21 protein-coding genes are annotated in these 18,058 nt (G+C 64.4%); 2 read left to right on the top strand and 19 right to left on the bottom strand.

The features are described 5' to 3' along the window. Nucleotides 1-5: 5 nt before the first annotated feature. The 12 genes from SD196_RS02760 to SD196_RS02705 form a co-directional block, all read right to left on the bottom strand. Complete coding sequence (locus SD196_RS02760) at nt 6-509, bottom strand: phage major tail tube protein (protein ID WP_081520768.1); 504 nt, start codon at nt 507-509, stop codon at nt 6-8. Between the two features lie 12 nt (nt 510-521). Continuing rightward, entirely contained in the window at nt 522-1,682 is a 1,161-nt protein-coding gene (locus SD196_RS02755) for a phage tail sheath family protein (RefSeq protein ID WP_331319941.1), read from the bottom strand. 249 nt (nt 1,683-1,931) lie between these two features. Further along, nucleotides 1,932-3,467: a phage tail protein gene (locus SD196_RS02750; RefSeq protein WP_343578217.1), complete on the bottom strand. Its 1,536-nt coding sequence runs from the start codon at nt 3,465-3,467 to the stop codon at nt 1,932-1,934. Continuing rightward, nucleotides 3,458-4,072 (bottom strand): phage tail protein I, encoded by a 615-nt coding sequence (locus SD196_RS02745; protein WP_331319939.1) that lies wholly within the window; start codon nt 4,070-4,072, stop codon nt 3,458-3,460. Before SD196_RS02745 ends, SD196_RS02750 begins: the two co-directional genes overlap by 10 nt. Next, a complete protein-coding gene (locus SD196_RS02740) occupies nt 4,065-4,955 on the bottom strand; it encodes a baseplate assembly protein (protein WP_343578216.1) in 891 nt (296 codons plus the stop codon). Before SD196_RS02740 ends, SD196_RS02745 begins: the two co-directional genes overlap by 8 nt. After that, nucleotides 4,952-5,278, bottom strand: a complete 327-nt coding sequence (locus SD196_RS02735) for a GPW/gp25 family protein (protein WP_169942377.1) — start codon at nt 5,276-5,278, stop codon at nt 4,952-4,954. The genes SD196_RS02740 and SD196_RS02735 overlap by 4 nt, the downstream gene beginning before the upstream one ends. Nucleotides 5,279-5,386: 108 nt before the next feature. Further along, complete coding sequence (locus SD196_RS02730) at nt 5,387-5,950, bottom strand: phage baseplate assembly protein V (RefSeq protein WP_343578215.1); 564 nt, start codon at nt 5,948-5,950, stop codon at nt 5,387-5,389. After that, nucleotides 5,947-6,474, bottom strand: a complete 528-nt coding sequence (locus tag SD196_RS02725; RefSeq protein WP_343578214.1) for a hypothetical protein — start codon at nt 6,472-6,474, stop codon at nt 5,947-5,949. The genes SD196_RS02730 and SD196_RS02725 overlap by 4 nt, the downstream gene beginning before the upstream one ends. Before the next feature lie 17 nt (nt 6,475-6,491). Continuing rightward, nucleotides 6,492-6,836 (bottom strand): phage holin family protein, encoded by a 345-nt coding sequence (locus SD196_RS02720; protein ID WP_024763586.1) that lies wholly within the window; start codon nt 6,834-6,836, stop codon nt 6,492-6,494. 316 nt (nt 6,837-7,152) lie between these two features. Beyond that, nucleotides 7,153-7,626 (bottom strand): GNAT family N-acetyltransferase, encoded by a 474-nt coding sequence (locus tag SD196_RS02715; RefSeq protein ID WP_275609942.1) that lies wholly within the window; start codon nt 7,624-7,626, stop codon nt 7,153-7,155. Nucleotides 7,627-7,706: 80 nt separating this feature from the next. After that, nucleotides 7,707-8,066, bottom strand: coding sequence for a hypothetical protein (locus SD196_RS02710; protein ID WP_275609941.1), 360 nt, complete (start codon nt 8,064-8,066; stop codon nt 7,707-7,709). Nucleotides 8,067-8,086: 20 nt separating this feature from the next. Further along, on the bottom strand, nt 8,087-8,296 hold the full coding sequence (locus SD196_RS02705) for a TraR/DksA C4-type zinc finger protein (RefSeq protein ID WP_331319934.1): 210 nt from the start codon (nt 8,294-8,296) through the stop codon (nt 8,087-8,089). Between the two features lie 415 nt (nt 8,297-8,711). On the opposite strand from SD196_RS02705, the gene SD196_RS02700 reads away from it, so the two are divergent. Then, a complete protein-coding gene (locus SD196_RS02700; RefSeq protein WP_343578211.1) occupies nt 8,712-9,482 on the top strand; it encodes a helix-turn-helix transcriptional regulator in 771 nt (256 codons plus the stop codon). A gap of 120 nt (nt 9,483-9,602) precedes the next feature. Beyond that, a complete protein-coding gene (locus tag SD196_RS02695) occupies nt 9,603-9,929 on the top strand; it encodes a pyocin activator PrtN family protein (RefSeq protein WP_275609938.1) in 327 nt (108 codons plus the stop codon). Between the two features lie 219 nt (nt 9,930-10,148). On the opposite strand, the gene trpE is transcribed toward SD196_RS02695, so the two are convergent. The 7 genes from trpE to SD196_RS02660 form a co-directional block, all read right to left on the bottom strand. After that, complete coding sequence (gene trpE / locus SD196_RS02690) at nt 10,149-11,642, bottom strand: anthranilate synthase component I (protein WP_416311041.1); 1,494 nt, start codon at nt 11,640-11,642, stop codon at nt 10,149-10,151. A gap of 123 nt (nt 11,643-11,765) precedes the next feature. Then, nucleotides 11,766-12,587 (bottom strand): phosphoglycolate phosphatase, encoded by an 822-nt coding sequence (locus SD196_RS02685; RefSeq protein WP_416311040.1) that lies wholly within the window; start codon nt 12,585-12,587, stop codon nt 11,766-11,768. Further along, nucleotides 12,587-13,261: a ribulose-phosphate 3-epimerase gene (gene rpe, locus SD196_RS02680; protein ID WP_254470221.1), complete on the bottom strand. Its 675-nt coding sequence runs from the start codon at nt 13,259-13,261 to the stop codon at nt 12,587-12,589. The genes SD196_RS02685 and rpe overlap by 1 nt, the downstream gene beginning before the upstream one ends. Nucleotides 13,262-13,462: 201 nt before the next feature. After that, nucleotides 13,463-14,290, bottom strand: a complete 828-nt coding sequence (locus SD196_RS02675; protein WP_275609935.1) for an ABC transporter permease — start codon at nt 14,288-14,290, stop codon at nt 13,463-13,465. Nucleotides 14,291-14,300: 10 nt separating this feature from the next. Continuing rightward, complete coding sequence (locus SD196_RS02670; RefSeq protein WP_416311039.1) at nt 14,301-15,551, bottom strand: ABC transporter permease; 1,251 nt, start codon at nt 15,549-15,551, stop codon at nt 14,301-14,303. A gap of 128 nt (nt 15,552-15,679) precedes the next feature. Further along, a complete protein-coding gene (locus SD196_RS02665) occupies nt 15,680-16,729 on the bottom strand; it encodes an ABC transporter substrate-binding protein (protein ID WP_275609933.1) in 1,050 nt (349 codons plus the stop codon). A gap of 73 nt (nt 16,730-16,802) precedes the next feature. After that, nucleotides 16,803-17,912, bottom strand: a complete 1,110-nt coding sequence (locus SD196_RS02660) for an ABC transporter ATP-binding protein (RefSeq protein ID WP_275609932.1) — start codon at nt 17,910-17,912, stop codon at nt 16,803-16,805. Between the last annotated feature and the right edge of the window lie 146 nt (nt 17,913-18,058).

Here is an 18,058-nt window from a genome sequence, read left to right as displayed (position 1 = left end):
TCTCCTCAGACGCCCAGGTCGTTACGCATGGCGGCGAGCTGGTCGACGCCGTCGATCTTGCGCACCGAGTTGGCCGGGTCGATCTCGAACATCTCGCGGCCTTCGACTTCCAGCTTGTAGTAGGAGACCGCCACGCTGTAGGTGCAGGCGGCCAGGTCGCCGGCCTTCCAGTCGCCGGGGTTGATCTCCTTGAGCAGGCCGCGGACGGTGGCGACCACCGGCACAGTGCCGCCCTTCTGGGTCTTGAAGGAGCCACGGAAGGTGCCGTTGAAGGCGCCCTGGTCGCTCAGGCCGAAGAACTTCATGGCCTCGCGCCGCGCACCGTTGGTGGTGAACTTGGCTTCCATCGCCTCCAGACCGACATCGAGCAGGACCGGTGCATCCATGCCGCCGGCACGGTACTCCTGGGTCTTGACCTTGAGGGTCGGCAGGGTCAGGGACGGCACGTCACCGGCGAAGCTCACGCCGTCGACGAAGAGGTTGGTGTTGGTGAGGATCTGCGGAATCATCGATAGGTCTCCTTAAGCTGCGTCCAGAACTTCGGTGAGCCACTGATCGGTCACCTCGACGCGGAAGTTGGGGTTCTCGGCAGGCGGTACGTCGGTGAAGCGGATGTTCCAGTACACCTTGCCCTGGGCCAGCTGGCTGGCGGTGTTGAGTTCCGGGTCGGCGTAGACCTCGAAGTCGATCACCGCGCCCTGGTTCTTCAGGTCGCGCATGAAGGCCTGCAGGCCCTCGGTGACGTCTTTCACGTAGGTCTTGGTGATGCCGCGGTCGACCGCCCACTTGTGCCCGGCGAGGATGGCGTCCATCACCATGTCCATGGTCCGCACGCGGGTCACGAAGGCCCACTTGGCGTCGCTGGAGAGAGTGCGGTTGCCCCACAGGCGGTAGCCGTCGTCGCGGATGATGGTGGTGATGTTGGCGTTGTTGAGCAGGTTGGCGCGGCAGGTCTCGTCGCCGTCGAGGAACTCGATCGGGCGGCCGGTGCCGGTGATGCCGAGCAGTTCCTTGTTCGACGGCGAGGACCAGAAGCCGTACTGGCTATCGGTCCAGGCGAACAGCGCGGCGGCGTTGGCCGAGGCCGGCGCGTTCAGCGTGGCGCTGCTGGCGGTGTCCCAGTACTGCACGCCCGGATCGACCAGGTAGATGCGTTTGCTGCCGAACTCGCCGGCATAGGCGATGGCCGCTTCGTCGGTGGTGTTCGGGCCGTCGACGATGGCGATGGCGCGCAGCTTGTCGGCCAGTGCGCCCATGGCGGTGGCGACCGCCTGGGTGGCGGAATGCTTCGGCGCGATCAGCAGGCGCGGCTGGGCGTTGAAGCGCGACTTGCCGTCGAGCAGCGCCTGCAGGCCGGTACGTTGGCCGGCTTCGGTGACGGTGCCGATGATCGCGGAGGTCAGCTGCGCCGCATCCTCAACCTTGGCCACGCCCACCGCCACGACCACCGCGGCGGACTGGGTGAAGATGGCGGTGCAGGACTTGTAGATCGCCGAGGCGGTACCGAAGGCGGCGGCCGCTTCACGCAGGCTGGTGAGCAGCACCGGCACGTCCGCTTTTGCGGTCAGCGTGGCCTCGGGGGTGAAGGTATCCACCAGGCCGATGATCGAGGACGACGGCAGCGCAATGGTGCGCGCACCGACGTCGACATTGGTCACGGTGACGCCGTGAAAGAAGCTCATAGGGTTTTCTCCAGACATAAAAAAACCGCCGGGAGGCGGTTGGGTGGTTTGCCTTACTCTTGAGGAGAAAGGCGATGTGTGGACTCAAGAAGATATCGTTGCGAGTCGAGATTTTAGTTATTATCAAAACCAACAGATTGAAAATTCAAAAGCTCTTCCCACATAACTATCACACAACAAAGAAGACAAAATTAATCGCATCCAAAAATAGAATCAACCGATGATATACGACGGGGAAAATCACCCACCTCAACAACCAATAGCAATATAGTTGATTACGCGATTTACTCCAGCCTCACTACCTTCAGCCACAAACGAAGACTTAGTTAGGGCGCGAACACAAACAGTGGTATTGGGGCGATGCCCGAAATGTGTAGCGGTGACAATGAAGCACGAATTCGGGAAGGCCATAGGAAACATAATCGGCACATCCACTCCGGCCGTTGTTCCGTCATTCCCATCATTCCCTTGAGCTGAAGCGACTCCCCATTGAATAATAATGCCACTTGGGAATTTCTGATAGCCACTAGTAGACAGCTGTCCGGAACCGCTACCACCCGTTGCATACCAAGCCGTACCACTGCTTATAAACTCGCTACTCGTATCTCCCAGCAAAGCAATGAAATCCGCCCCCGAAGTTTTATCATTTGTGCCAGCCAGATTCCCATTCAGGTTATTTATAATAATTGACGAAACACCGACCGCGGCTTGAATATAAACTCTAGATCCGACTGGAACCACTGCAACATCAGGCAACGTCACCACCATGCCATTTGTTACACAATAAATGTACTTACCGACATCAGCCGCAGTCAGCCAAACATTACTGGCACTGTAAGTGACGAATCCTGCCAAGTTCCCCTGAGCCCGCTGGACAAACTCAGTGGTTGCAATAGATGTATCGTTGTCAAACTGAGCTGGCGTTGGTGCGGTGGGAGATCCGGAAAAGGCTGGCGAAGCCAACCTCGCCAGCCCATTGGTAATATTCTGGAATGTGAGCACCGTGACTCCCAACACGATCGCTCCGTCGGTCACCAGTTGCCAAATGCTGTCGGCCTGGGAGATACCACTTTCCACCGACACTGTCAGGCCTGGGGTCACGTCACTTTTTTCGTCTGCATCGGTGGAACGTTTCCACCCAGTTATAGCCGCAACGTAGATGCCATTGTCGGCAGCATTGCTCTGGTTCTTCACCAACACCCGATCACCAGCCATGAGTGCAATACCGTCCAGAGTTTGCAAACCGCTGAGAGTAATGCTCGCAGTTGTGGCGACACGTACCGACTGTTTGCAATCCAACCGATTCAGCGCGGTGACGATGGAATTGTCGACATACTCCCGAGTCGCCAGCACCACACTCGGATCGATCTTCAATTCCACCGATGCCGCGTTGCTGACGATCAGCACGATGCGCACGGTCTGGGTGCGGCCGCTGCCTTCGGCCAGTTGCGGTTTATAGGAGGGCGCGCAGTTGGCGTAGGCGATCAGCGCGCCGGCCTCGTCGTACAGGCCCATCTCGCGGATCCACCAGCCCCCCACATTCTCGGGGATGACCTGCTCGGCGATGATCTGCGCGCTGTTGGCCGGGTCGATGCTCAATTGGTTCAGCGGCGCCCGGCGCACTTCGTTGACCAGTGCCGTGCGGCTGGCATCGGGGGTCGGCACGTTGCCGCCGCCGTCGCCCACGGCGAGCTGGGTGATTTTCAGGGTGGTGCCCAGCGCAGCGGCATTCGCCAGCTTGCCGGCACCGATCGTGGTGAGGAGTGCGTAGTAGGTTACGGCCATGGGTAGACGCTCAAGCTATCGATGGTGTGCTCCCGTCCCGGCAAGCCGTAGCTGCCGAGTGTTTCGATCACATCCGGGAGATAGGGATAGACGGTGACGATGTCGCCGTCGTATTGCCCGGAGCCGACGTTGATCCGCCCCTGGGATTCCAGGCTGATATCCAGCCCGATGAGGTGCCGCGTGAGCGGTTTGGCGTCTTCGATGAGGCGCTCCACCTCCTGGTACATTTCCTCGCTGATGCCGCTGTCGAGCACGCCGATGCGCAGACGGAAGGTGCCCGGTTCGCCCATGGGCGCGCCCTGCCACCACTCGACGATCTCGATCAGGTAACCCAGCGGCTCGATCACCCGCCGCAGCGCGGCGATGGTTCCCTTGTGCTGGTGGATGCGGAATGCCGCTGCCACCGCCTTGCGCTTCACCGTCTCGCTCCAGGCCGGGTCCCAGCGGTCCACCGACCAGGCCCAGGCGAGGTACGGCAACAACGCCACTGGGCAGCGCTGCGGGTCCATGAGCTCGCGCAGCGGCACAGGCAGATCACCGACCTGCACGTCAGCCAGCGCGCGCTCCAGCGGCGTCGAGTTGATCGGCAGCAGGCGGCTACTCATCCGAACCTCCCACACGGATCTGGTAGCCGCTGCAGTACGCCGCCTGGGTGGCGTCGAGCACCACGTCGGCCGCCGGCTTGGCCAGTTCGACACGCTGCACGCCTTCCACATGCAGGGCGGCGAACAGCGCGCTGCGGCGGATGTCGCGGCCGATGCGGCGCTGGGTGGCGATGTAGGTCTGCAACGAGGCCTCGGCGGCCTGCTGGATCAACTCGGCTTCCGGGCCCGGGTAGATGTAGAGCACCGCGTCGACCTGGTACGGCACGATAGCGGCGGACTGCACCGTGAGACGGTCGCCCACCGGGCGCACATCTTCATCGTTCAGCGCACTGCGCACCGCCTGAAGCAACTCTTCCGAGGCGGCGCCATTGCCCTCGGAGGACAGCACGCTGACCAGCGCCTCGCACGGCTGCGGGCTGATCGCCGAGACATCGGCGATGCGCCCGTCGGCGCCGAGCGCGAAGGCCACATAGGCATTGCGCGGGCCGGCGACGGAAAGCTGGTCGAAAGCCAATTGGGTGCGGTTGCGCAGCGAGTCATCACCTTCCAGCACGGCCGGAGTCGGTGGCGAAGTCGTGGCATCCGCCTCCTGGATCACCAGGCGTTTCACGTTGTAGCCAGCGGCCAGTTGGTCAAGGTCACCCTGGGTCGCATAACCCAGCATCACCGCACGAGCGGCGTCGTTGATCCGGGCGCGCAGCAGTAGCTCCCGATAGGCCGCCAGTTCCAGCAGCTTGACCACCGGATCGGACTCCAGCGCGGCGTTCCAGCCCTCTCCCATGGCACGGCGAAAGTCCGCCAGCAGCTCCTCGTAGAGGCTCTCGTAGTCGAGGTCCTCCACCACTTCCGGGGCAGGCAGTTGAGACAGGTCGATGAGGCTCATGCCGCCACCTCCAGGCCGACTTCGTCGCCCAGGTAGATGCCGCGCAAGCGCAGCGAAACGCTGCCGCCCATCACCGCCGTCACCTGCACCGAACTCAGGCGCAGGCGCGGTTCCCAGCGGCCGATGGCGCGGGCAACTTCAGCCTGCACGGCGCCCTTCCAGCCTTCGGTCACCGGCAAGTCGACCATGCGCCGCAGGCGGCTGCCGTACTCGGGACGCATGCGCCGGCTGCCCAGCGGTGTGCCGAGGATGTCCTCGATGGATTGCTTGAGGTGCGCCAGGCCGCTGAGCGGCTGGCCGTTGCGTCGATCCATGCCGATCATGGCCATGCCCTCCGCCGCTCGGGGTGCGCACAGGATTGTTTGCCCATGGCAGTTCTCCAGAAATGCAAAGGCCCGCGCAGGGCGGGCCGGGTTGAAAGTGGAAAGGCGTCAGTGGGTGTGGTGGTTGCTGTTGCCGGCGGTGTCCATGATCGAGCCGGTGCTGCTGATGTTGCCGTTCACTGTCAGCGCGCCCTTGATGCTCACCAGCCCGCTCAGCTGGATGCTCGCGGCGGTGACGCTCACGGCACCGGGGTCGATCACCACCTGGGTGCCGCCGACCTTCACCGTGGCGCTGCCGGCCGGCAGTTGCAGGTCGTAGCGGTGCGCCTGCCAGTCGTAGCTCAGCACCGCGCCGTCGGGGAAATGCCAGCTCTCCACTTCGCCACGATTGCTGGGTGCCACCGCTGCCGCACCGAACAGACCGGGCACGAAGGTGCCCATGGCTGCCATGCCGGACGGGCTGAGCAGCACGCCCTGCTCGCCCAGGCTCGGCGCTCGCCAGTGGCGCGCGGCACCCGCCGCCTGGGCGTGCCAGCGCACCCAGGCGCTGGTCCATTCGCCGGAGCGCACGCGCACCCGCGCCGCCGCAAGGTCCACCGCCACCACTTCGCAGGGCATGACCAGCGCGGCCAGCATGCGGTCGTGCTCGGCGCTCACGTAGTCCTGGTTCATTGCAGGGCTCCCGGATCGAAGTAATCGTCCTCGTGGCCGGGACCGGTTTCGGGATCGAAACCGAGCCTGAGGCTGCCCGGCGGCTGGTCTTCCCACAGCCACTCGGTCTCGCCCAGCAGCACCGGCTGCCGCCATTCGACTAACCAGACGCGGCACGCCGCCAACGCCGGATCGTCAGTCTCCGGCTGCGCCTGGATGAAGCTCACCGGCTCCAGTTCCAGCCCCCAGTTCTGCGCGCGCAGCAGGATGGTCAGCGCAGCGACGTTGCGCAGCGCCAGGGCTTCGGCTTCGTCGTCACGCTCCACCAGGACGCGCGCCTGCATCTGGCAGATCAGGGCCGTCTGGCCATTGCCGGGGTCCTGTCCCGGCAGCAGGCCGGCACACTCCAGCGCCAACGCAGGGAGCGTCACTGGTACGCTGCGCAAAGGGCCGCGCAGGAAGGTGCCGATCTCGGTCAGGCGCGCGGTCAGCGTCTGCTCCACCGTGTCGAGCAGTAGCGCCAGGGTCAAAGGTTGTTCCGACATGTCGTCTCCTTGCAGCTTCACTCTTGCCCGCGCTCGCTCGGCGGTAGTTCGCACACGCCCAGGCGCTTCGCCGCCCAGCGTTCGTAGAGGCCGACGGCGATCTCCGCGCCGGCCGCCGCGGTCAGGCTGCCGATGGCGGCGGCCAGCGTCAGCGAGGCGCCGCAGGCCATGGCCAGGAACATCACGGCCATGCCGCAGACGATCGAGGCGCCGGAGCGCAGCGCCAGTCGCCGCAGCAATCGCCAGCCGCCCAGGCCCGCCTTGTCGGCGCGCCACATTTCACCGCTGATGCCGCCCGCGACAGCGAGCAGGATCAGCCCCCACAAAGGCACGTCGGCCAGGGTCTGAGGTTCGTTGCCCATTGGCTCACCTTGGATAAAGACGCCCGCGAACGGGCGAAACCGGCGGCTATCAGCCAACCGGGGATGACTGCCGGCGTGCTCGCCGGCCACCCGCCGCCACGGCGGATCAGAAAAACGCGGGCATGAAAAAGCCCGGCTCAATGGCCGGGCTTTTCGGGGTTTCGCGCTGTGCTCCCTGGGGACGCACCTTTACAAGAATGACTACTTTGTACCCCCCGATTCCCGCCGGAACAAGGCTTGTTGGGGAATGCACGGCAATAGGTGGATGACACACCGGAATGTGCAGTCGAAACGCGGAAATCCGGCTTCGGAAATTTCAGAGTGCCTTGATCATCAGCACCGTCGTGAAGCCGCTGTGCCACTCCTCGTCGGGGTAGAAATCGACTTCCGCGTAGCCGTGCTTGCCATAGAAGGCGCGCGCCTGGTTGTTGAAGGTGTCCGTTTCCAGTCGAACCTGGAGATACCCCGCCCTGGCGATCTCAGCTTCGGCATGACTCAGCAGTGCCGCGCCGATCCCCAGGCGTTGCCGCTGCACAGAGACATGCAACGCATCGATGAAGTCGTCGCGCCAGTCGAGCAGGCCGACGACCTCGTCATCGATACAGGCGACATGGAATAACGGTAGGCGCTCGCGCACATAGGCGGCGGTGTGCGCGGAAGACTCGAAGCGCTCGATGGCTTCGGCAGTCAACGCGGGCTTCCAGGTGGCTTCGTAGGTTTCGCCAAGGATGCGCAGGATGGCATCGGCATCGACGGGTTCGGCGCGGCGAATGAGGATAGGCGTTTTCATGGAGCGCGAGCATAGCGCAACACTGCACGCGAAAAGCACGAAGCCCGGCACTGGGCCGGGCTTCGGAGGGCGGGAAAGATTCAGGCGGCGCGGCGCATCAGCCGCGACTGGATGCTCTGGTGCGCCACGTGCAAACGCAGGTAGAAGGTATTGCGGCTGCAGCGGCAATGCCGGTACTTCTGCGAAGCCTCACTGTCGCGGTTGAGGTAGTGCTCGGTGACCACGTCCTTCTGCTCGTCGGGCAGTTGGTTGATGATCAGGTCCAGCTCGGCGACACGATCGAGGATCACCCGGCTGCCCCGCGTGCCACGCACCATCTCGCCCTTGTTGGCGATCATCATCGCCAGCAGGTTGCCCCCGGCGTAGCCGCCACCGGCGCTGCCAGGGTTATGCATCTCTTCGGCCCAGAGCTTGAGCATTTCGTCGATGGGTTTGATCACGGCGTTTCTCCCAGGGCGGCTCAGTGCCGCCGCTCCAGTTCGTCCATTGCCTGGCAGTCGATGCAGCGGGTGCAGCCCGGCGCGGCCAGGCGGCGCGCCGGCGGGATGTCGTCGCCGCAGTCCTCGCAGTATTCGGCGGAGCTGACGGCCACTGCTGAGCGGCGGCTGTGCAGCAGGTCCTCGATGCGGTCGAGCACAAGGTCGTTGGCGTAGTCGGCGATATCAGCCATGGCACACCTCCGCCTGGGCGGGATTGGCACGTCGTATGGCGCAGTTCGGGTGTTGGTTCATGAAGGTCCTCCTGGCGACGTGCCCTCCGGCGTCGCCGAGCCTTCGGCCGCCTGGGGTGGTCAGTCGCGATCTGTTCGTCGCGGACGCCAGCCCTTCACGGCAGCGTCCCTTGCCGGTACGCGGGCGGCGCCTCCCTGGCCCGCCCGCGTCCTCCAGCCTGCCCCGCGCATCACGGTCTGCAGGCAACCTGCGGCACCCTTGCCGCAGCGGTGAGGAAGCCGTTGCTTCCCATCAGCCCAGATCGGTTTCTCGTCTGCTCGGTGGGCTGCTGGTTTTTATGATTACAACCATAGCTATATTCAGTCAACACCAAAGCTATTTACAGGCTACAACCCAGGAGGTAGAGTGCCGGCCATGGACAAGACACCCTCATCGACACTGGCCGACCGTCTGAAGCAGGCGATGGCCTCGCGCAACCTCAAGCAGGAAACCCTGGCCGAAGCCGCCGGGGTTTCGCAGAACACCATCCACAAGCTGACCTCGGGCAAGGCGCAGAGCACGCGCAAGCTGATCGAGATCGCCAGCGCGCTGGGCGTCTCGCCGACCTGGCTGGCGACCGGCGAAGGCACGCCGACGCAATCCGCCAGGGCACCGGCCGCGCTCCCCGCCGATGGCAGCCCGCTGCGACTGGAACCGCTGCACCCGTGGGATAGCGATACGCCGCTGGACGAGGACGAAGTGGAACTACGCCTGTACAAGGAAGTGGAACTGGCGGCCGGCGCCGGCCGCACCGCAGTGCGCGAGATAGAGGGGCGCAAGCTGCGTTTCTCCTACGCCACGCTGCGCGCGGCGGGGGTCGATCCGGCGGCGGCGATCTGCGCCCAGCTCACCGGCAACAGCATGGAGCCGCTGATCATGGATGGCTCCACCATCGGCATCGACACTGCCACCACGCACATCACCGACGGCGAGATCTACGCCCTGGAGCATGAGGGCATGCTGCGGGTGAAGTTCGTCTATCGACTGCCCGGCGGCGGCATCCGCCTGCGCAGCTTCAACCGCGACGAATACCCCGACGAGGAGTACCCGCCGGAGCAGTTCGACAGCGGGCAGATCCGCATGATCGGCTGGGTATTCTGGTGGTCCACCGTGCGTCATCGCCGTGCGCCGACCCTGGTGCGCTGAAGCCCTTTCGCAGCATGAACCCCGCTTCGGCGGGGTTTTTCTTTGGCCGGCGATTGAAGCAAAATACAACCTTTGCTATATTTACACTTGTCGCCACCACCATCGGAACAGGAGAGTCCCATGCAGTCGACCGCCGATATTCGCCCCGCCCCGCGCCCGGAGACGGTGAGCCTGGTCTATCAGATTTTCGGGGACGTCCTGGTGCCGCTGGAGCAGGTACGCGAGCGCTGGTTCCGCAACCTGAACCGGGAGAACTTCAGCAAGGCCCTGTCCTGCGGGCGCATCGCCCTGCCGGTGACCACGCTGGACGACAGCCACAAGGCGATGCAGTACGTGGCGGTGGATCATCTGGCGGCTTATGTGGAAGAGCGTTCCCAGCAGGCTGACGCCGCCCTCGCCCGGCGCAAGGCGAACCTGCAGGTGATGGAAGCACGGCAGGCGGGGTGAGCCGAACGCCACGCCCTGTAGGAGCGAGCTTGCTCGCGAACCGGCCTAGTGACGGAGCAGCCGGCGAAATCTGTTCGCGAGCAAGCTCGCTCCTACGAAGAGTCTTGCTTCCCTGATAGTTCTGCGCAGGGATCCCTCCTCATCCAGAACACAGGTGTAACCCGCTCCTACGGAAAAGAAAAAGCCCCGCCGAAGCGGGGCTTTTTTCGAGTCAGCGACTCAACCGTTGCCGTGCAACTTGGCGGTGTGTTCAGCCAGCGCCACGGCGCGGAACATGGCGCGGCGCTTGTTGATGGTTTCTTCCCACTCCGCCGCCGGCACGGAGTCGGCCACGATGCCGCCGCCAGCCTGGACGTGAAGCTCGCCGTTCTTGATTACCGCAGTGCGGATGGCGATGGCGGTGTCCATGTTGCCGTTCCACGCGAGGTATCCCACGGCGCCGCCGTAGACGCCCCGCTTGACCGGTTCCAGCTCGTCGATGATTTCCATCGCACGAATCTTCGGCGCTCCGGACAGGGTGCCAGCCGGCAGGATGGCGCGCAGGGCGTCCATCGCGGAAAGCTCGGGCTTCAGCTGGCCGTTCACGTTGGAGACGATGTGCATGACGTTGGAGTAGCGCTCGATCACCATCTGCTCGGTGACCTTCACCGTGCCGGTGTCGGACACGCGGCCGACGTCGTTGCGGCCCAGATCGATGAGCATCAGGTGCTCGGCGATTTCCTTGGCGTCGGAGAGCAGGTCTTCTTCCAACGCGCGATCGGCCTCTTCGGTCGCACCGCGCGGACGGGTGCCGGCGATGGGGCGCACGGTGACTTCGCCGTCCTCGACCCGCACCAGCACTTCCGGCGAGCTGCCGACGACGTGGAAGTCGCCAAAGTTGAAGAAGTACATGTACGGCGTCGGGTTGAAGCAGCGCAGCGCGCGGTACAGATCGATCGGCGCGGCGGCGAAGTCGATGGACATGCGCTGCGACGGCACGACCTGCATGCAGTCGCCGGCCAGGATGTATTCCTTGATGGTGCCGACGGCGCGCTCGTAGTCCTCGCGGGTGAAGCTGGCGCGGAACTGCGGTTCCGGGGCGTTGACCGCACTGAAGTCCAGGCCACGGCGCGGGGTGATCGGCTGGCGCAGGCGCTCCAGCAGTTCTTCCAGCTGCGCTAGGCCCTTGTCGTAGGCGTCGGCCTGGGCCGGGTCGGCGAGAACGATCGCGTGCATCTTGCCGGCGAGGTTGTCGAAGACCACCACCGCGTCGGAGACCATCAGCAGGATGTCGGGGTTGTTCAGCGGATCGGGGTTCGGGCACTGCGCCAGGCGTTGCTCGACGTAGCGCACGCAGTCATAGCCGAAGTAGCCGACCAGGCCGCCGTTGAAGCGCGGCAGGCCGGCAATGGTCGGCACGCGGTAGCGGTTCTTGAACTCTTCGACGAAGGCCAGCGGATCGGCACATTCGAAGCTCTCGGTCTCGACGCCGTCGACCTTGATGCTCGCCTGGTGGCCGTACACGCGCAGCACGGTGCGGCTGGGCAAACCGATGATGGAGTAGCGCCCCCACTTCTCGCCGCCCTGCACGGATTCGAGCAGGTAGGTGTTGGGGCCATCGGCAAGCTTCAGGTAGATCGACAGCGGGGTGTCGAAGTCGGCGAGGGTTTCGCAGGTCAGCGGAATGCGGTTGTAGCCTTCGGCGGCCAGGCGCTGGAATTCTTCGCGGGTCATGATCAGCCTCGTGGAATATGAGCCTGCTCAGGATCTCGCCGATGTGCGGGAGAGGGTGAACAGGCTTTGAGGAGGAAACGGTCTAGGTTGCACACACACGCCGGGTGAACCGGCCAGGGGATGTCAGGCGCGCCAGCGCCAGCGGGCCAGGGCCTTGATGACTTTCATCCAGAGTGTGTGGGGAGCCGTATCCACGGTGCGATCTCGCTTGGCGGGGTTGGAGCTGTGGTCGGGCAACACTATCGCGTTGCCTTTATCGAAGCAAGGCAGCAATTGGCGCAGATCGTCCACCACCACGGTCGGTGCTTCCTCGGTGATCGGGCGGCCGTGGTTGTAGCCGTAGCTCAGGCCCACACTGCGCACGCCGGCGGCCTTGGCGGCGAGGATGTCGTTGCGCGAGTCGCCGACGAACAGGGCTTCATCCGCCGACACGCCGGCCATCTTCATCACGAACAGCAGCGCGGCCGGGTCGGGTTTCTGCTGCGGCAGGGTGTCGCCGCCGATGATCCAGCGGAAGAACTTGCCCAGCTTCATCTCGTCCAGCAGCGGACCGACGAAGCGCTCGGGCTTGTTGGTGATCAGCGCCAGTTCGACATCCTGCTTCTTCAGCCACTTCAGGGTGTCCACCACGCCGGGGTAGACCGCGGTGAGCGCGTGGCTGTCGGCGTAGGCGTCCATGAAGAGTTCGAGGGCGCGCTCGGTGTCCTCTTCGCTAACCCCCTCGTGCTCGATGTCGTTGGCCAGGGCACGGCGCACCAGTACGCGCGCGCCGTTACCAACCCAGTGACGCACGGCGTCCAGGCCGGCGGGCTGGCGACCGAGCGCCAGCAGCATCTTGTCCACCGCGGCGGCCAGGTCCGGGACCGAGTCCACCAGGGTGCCGTCCAGGTCGAACATCACCAGACGCGGCAGGTGCCCGGCGAACAACGGCTGCGCGGCGCTCATCACTTGCGCGCCTGCGCCAGCTCGGCATGCATGGCGCGGATGACCTCGGCGTAGTCCGGTGCGTTGAAGATGGCGGAGCCGGCGACGAAGGTGTCGGCGCCCGCTTCGGCGATTTCGCGGATGTTCTTCACGTTCACGCCGCCGTCGATCTCCAGGCGGATGTCGCGGCCGGAGGCGTCGATCAGCGCGCGGGCTTCGCGCAGCTTGTCGAGGGTGCCGGGGATGAACTTCTGCCCGCCGAAGCCGGGGTTCACGCTCATCAGCAGGACCATGTCGATCTTGTCCATCACGTACTTGAGCGCGTCCAGCGAGGTGGCCGGGTTGAACACCAGGCCGGCCTTGCAGCCGCCATCCTTGATCAGTTGCAGGGAGCGGTCGATGTGCTGCGAGGCTTCCGGGTGGAAGGTGATGTAGGTGGCGCCGGCTTCGATGAAGTCGCCGATGATGCGGTCCACCGGGGAAACCATCAGGTGCACGTCGATGGGCGCGGTGACGCCGTACTTGCGCAGGGCCGAGCAGACCATCGGGCCGATGGTGAGGTTCGGCACGTAGTGGTTGTCCATCACGTCGAAGTGGACGATGTCGGCGCCGGCAGCGAGCACCTTGTCCACATCCTCGCCCAGGCGGGCGAAGTCGGCGGAAAGGATCGACGGAGCGATGGCGTAGGGTTGCATGGCGCACCTCTGTGGGCGAAATCACGGATGGCGCGCATTGTAGCCGCTCGGGCGGCTCGAAGGGGGCCGTACTGATGATTGCACCGATGGCCGATACAGAAAGTGCGGTAAATGAGGCGGGAAAGCGGAGAAAAAGATCGCGGATCGATCCCGCCGCTGTGGGTGAGCACGGCGACGAAACCGTCCGCGAAACACTGTGGATCAGGCAGTCGGTGCGGTCCGCATCTTCTCGCTGCGGCCGCGCAGCCACTCGAGGGTGAGCAGGAGCAGGACGGAGAAACCGATCAGCAGGGTCGCCGCGGCGGCGATGGTCGGGCTGAGGTTCTCGCGGATGCCGCTGAACATCTGGCGCGGCAGGGTGGCCTGCTCGGGGCCGGCGAGGAACAGGGTCACCACCACTTCATCGAAGGAAGTGGCGAAGGCGAACAGCGCACCGGAAATCACCCCAGGGGCGATCAACGGCAGGGTGACCTTGAAGAAGGTCAGCACCGGCGGCGCGCCCAGGCTGGCGGCGGCGCGCACCAGGTTGTAGTTGAAGCCCTGCAGGGTCGCCGACACGGTGATGATCACGAACGGCACGCCCAGCACCGCGTGGACGATGATCAGCGAGATGTAGCTGTTGCCCAGCCCCAGCGGCGCGAAGAACAGATAGCTGGCCACACCGATGATCACCACCGGCACGACCATCGGCGAGATCACCAGGCTCATGACCAGCGCCTTGCCGCGGAACTCGCCGCGAGTCAGGCCGATGGAGGCCAGGGTGCCGAAGACCATGGCCAGCACGGTGGCCGCCGGGGCGACGATCATGCTGTTGGTCAGCGAACGCATCCACTCGGCGGAGTTGAAGAAGTCGGCGTACCAGCGCAGGGAGAAGCCCTGCAGCGGGTAGACCAGGAAGGTGCCGGAGTTGAACGACAGCGGCACGATCACCAGCACCGGCAGCACCAGGAACAGCAGCACCAGGCCGCAGAGGATGCGCAGGGTGTAGAACCACAGGCGCTCGACCGGGGACATGTAGGGACTCAGCATTTTCTTCTCCTCAGCCCAGGCGCAGGCGGCTCGCGCCCACCAGCCAGCCGTAGATCACGTAGAGCACCAGGGTGGCGAACAGCAGCAGGCCGCCCAGGGCCGTGGCCATGCCCCAGTTGATGGTGGTGTTGGTGTAGAAGGCTACGAAGTAGCTGACCATCTGGTCGTTCGGGCTGCCCAGCAGCGCCGGGGTGATGTAGTAGCCGATCGACAGGATGAACACCAGCAGGCAACCGGCACCGACGCCCGCCACGGTCTGCGGGAAGTAGACCTTCCAGAAGCTGGAGAACGGGTGGCAGCCCAGCGAGATGGCGGCGCGCATGTAGCTGGGGGAGATGCTCTTCATCACGCTGTAGATCGGCAGGATCATGAACGGCAGCATGATGTGCACCATGGAGATGTACACGCCGGTGCGGTTGAACACCAGCTGCAGCGGCTGGTCGATCAGCCCCATCTTCAGCAGCGCGCCGTTGATCAGGCCGCCGGACTGCAGCAGCACGATCCACGCGGCGACACGCACCAGGATCGAAGTCCAGAACGGCAGCAGCACCAGGATCATCAGCAGGTTGGACTTGCGGGTCGGCAGGATGGCCAGCAGGTAGGCCAGCGGGTAGGCCAGCAGCAGGCAGATCACGGTGATCACCGCACCCATCCAGAAGGTACGGGCGAAGATGTCCAGGTAGATCGACTGGTCGGGCGTCGCGCGGGCGATTTCACCCAGGTCGTCGATACGGTGATCGAGCGCCGCCAGCAGGTAATAGGGGGTGACGTGGCTGGCGTTGCGGCGGATCGCCTGCCAGTAGGCCGGGTCGCCCCAGCGCTCGTCGAGGCCTTCCATCGCGTCCTTGTACGACGCCGGCTGCTCCTTGAACGGCAGCGCGCGGGCAGTCTTGGACAGCAGGCTGCGGTAGCCGGCCAGCTCCATGTTCAGGCGCTTGGAAAGGTCACCGATGGTCTGGTTCTTGCGCGCGGCGACCAGGTCTTCGCTCAGCGCCTTGTACACCGCATCCGAAGGCAGCGACTTGCCGTCCCATTCGGAAATGGCGTTGACGGTCAGCGGCAGCGAGCCGACGACCTCGGGGTTGTTCACGCTCTTGTAGAGCAGCGCCGCGATGGGCACCAGGAAGGTCAGCAGGAGGAAGACCAGCAGCGGCAGGATCAGCGCCTGGGACTTCAAACGGTTCATCCGCTCCGCACGCGCCAGGCGCTGCTTGAGGGTGGTGGTGCCGGCGACCTCGTTCAGGGACACAGCGGTGGCCATAGCGAACTCCGGTAAAACAGGCCGCCCGGGAGCGGCCAAGGTGTGGTGTCAGGAGGAGCCGCCGCGAGGGGGCGCTGCGACTCCGGTCCGCCGTGGCTCGAACGGCCACGGCGGTCAGGCACTGCGTCTTACTTGGCAGCCCAGGCGTTGAAGCGCTGCTCCAGCTGCTCGCCGTAGTCAGCCCAGAAGGTCACGTCCATGCCCACCTGGCCCTGCATGTTTTCCGGGGTGGTCGGCATGTTGTGCAGCAGTTCCTTGCCGAGCAGCGGCACGGTGTTCTTGTTCACCGGGCCGTAGGCGATGTTCTCGGCGTAGATCTTCTGCTGCTCGGGCTTGACCGAGAAGGCGATGAACTTGAGGCTCTCCTCGACTTTCTTGGCGCCCTTCGGGATGGCCCAGGCGTCGAAGTCGTAGATGCCGCCGTTCCAGACGATCTTCAGGTTGCTCTCCTTCTGCACGGCAGCGATGCGGCCGTTGTAGGCAGAGCTCATGACCACGTCGCCGGAAGCGAGGTACTGCGGCGGCTGGGCGCCGGCTTCCCACCACTGGATGCTCGGCTTGATCTGGTCGAGTTTCTTGAAGGCGCGGTCCTGGCCTTCCTTGGTGGCCAGCACCTTGTAGACGTCCTTGGGCGCGACGCCGTCGGCCATCAGGGCGAACTCCAGGGTGTACTTGGCGCCCTTACGCAGGCCGCGCTTGCCCGGGAATTTCTGGGTGTCCCAGAAATCGGCCCAGCTGGTCGGAGCGGTCTTGAGCTTGTCCGCGTTGTAGGCCAGGACGGTGGACCACACGAAGAAGCCAACGCCGCAGTTGGTCACGGCGCCCGGTACGTAGTCGTCAGCCTTGCCGAGGATGGCCGGGTCGATGGGCTCGAACAGGCCTTCGTCACAGCCGCGGGCCAGTTCCGGCGATTCCACTTCCACCAGGTCCCAGGAGACGCTGTTGGTGTCGACCATGGCCTTCACCTTGGCCATCTCGCCGTTGTACTCGCCAGCGACGATCTTATCGCCGGTGCTCTTCTGGTAGGGCTCGTAGAACGCCTTCACCTGGGCGTTCTTGTTGGCGCCACCGAAGGACACCACGGTCAGGTCGGTGGCGGCCATCGACTGGGCCGCGCAGGCCAGGCCGACGCTCAGTGCCGCGAGCTTCAAGCCCGCTGCTTTCAGGGACTTCGACATTATTGTTCTCTCCACAGTGTGCAGGTTTGTTTTTCTTGGATGCATCAGGCCCGGGAGTGGCCGGGCCTTGGTGTCACGCCGCCGGCAGAGGATCGAGCGCGCGGACGTGCTCGACGGCCCAGCCCAGCGGTACTACATCGCCAACGCTGAGCGCGGGATCGAGCTCGGCGATCGGCTGCTTGACGAAGAAATCGGTACGGCCACACACCTCCAGGCGGATGCGCACGTGGTCGCCCAGGTAGATGAACTCGGCGACGCGGCCGGAGAAGCGGTTCACGCAGTTTTCGCTGTGACCGTTCAGGCGCACGCGCTCGGGACGGATCGACAGGCTGACGGTGTCACCGACGTTGCCGACGTTGACCGCCAGCGCCTCGACCTTCTCGCCACGGGCCAGGCCCACGGTGCAGCGGTCGCCATCGCGCGCCTGCAGCTGGCCGGCGATACGGTTGTTCTCGCCGATGAAGTTGGCCACGAAGGAGTTGCGCGGGTGCTCGTAGAGCTCGGCCGGCGGGGCGATCTGCTGGATCTCGCCCTGGTGGAACACGGCCACGCGGTCGGACATGGTCAGCGCCTCGCCCTGGTCGTGGGTCACGTAGACCACGGTCACGCCCAGGCGCTGGTGGATGTGCTTGATCTCCATCTGCATGTGCTCGCGCAGTTGCTTGTCGAGCGCACCCAGGGGTTCGTCCATCAGCACCAGTTGCGGCTCGAAGACCAGCGCGCGGGCCAGGGCCACGCGCTGTTGCTGGCCACCGGAGAGCTGGGCGGGATAACGGCCGGCGAAGGTATCGAGCTGGACCATCGACAGGGCGCGCTTCACGCGCTCGGTGACGTCGGTCTTGCTCATGCCGCGCACGGACAGCGGGAAGGCCAGGTTCTCGGCCACGGTCATATGCGGGAACAGGGCATAGTTCTGGAACACCATGCCGATGTCACGCTTGTGCGGGGGAACGTTGTTGATGGCGCGGCCGGCGAGCTGGATTTCACCGGCGGTGGGGGTTTCGAAACCGGCCAGCATCATCAGGCTGGTGGTCTTGCCGGAACCGGAAGGCCCCAGCAGCGTCAGGAATTCGCCTTTGCGAATGTCCAGATTGAGGTCCTTCACGATGAGCGATTCGCCGTCGTAGCTCTTCTGCACACCACGGAAGCTCACCAGCACATCGTTTGCCTGATTCTCGGCCATAACCGCACCTTTGTTTTTTTGTAAATGCCGTTGATCTCAAGCCTAGAGAAGCTGGACCTGCACGCAAATCGGGCGGTATGAGAGATTGCTATAAGGCTTAGAGAGGATGCTTTGTAGGGATCGCCCTACAAAAAGTAGCGAAATGG

The organism is Pseudomonas macauensis (assembly GCF_047902425.1).
GTDB lineage: Bacteria > Pseudomonadota > Gammaproteobacteria > Pseudomonadales > Pseudomonadaceae > Pseudomonas.
Note: the sequence above shows the minus strand (reverse complement) of the source record. Positions and strands in the feature narration are given on the sequence as shown.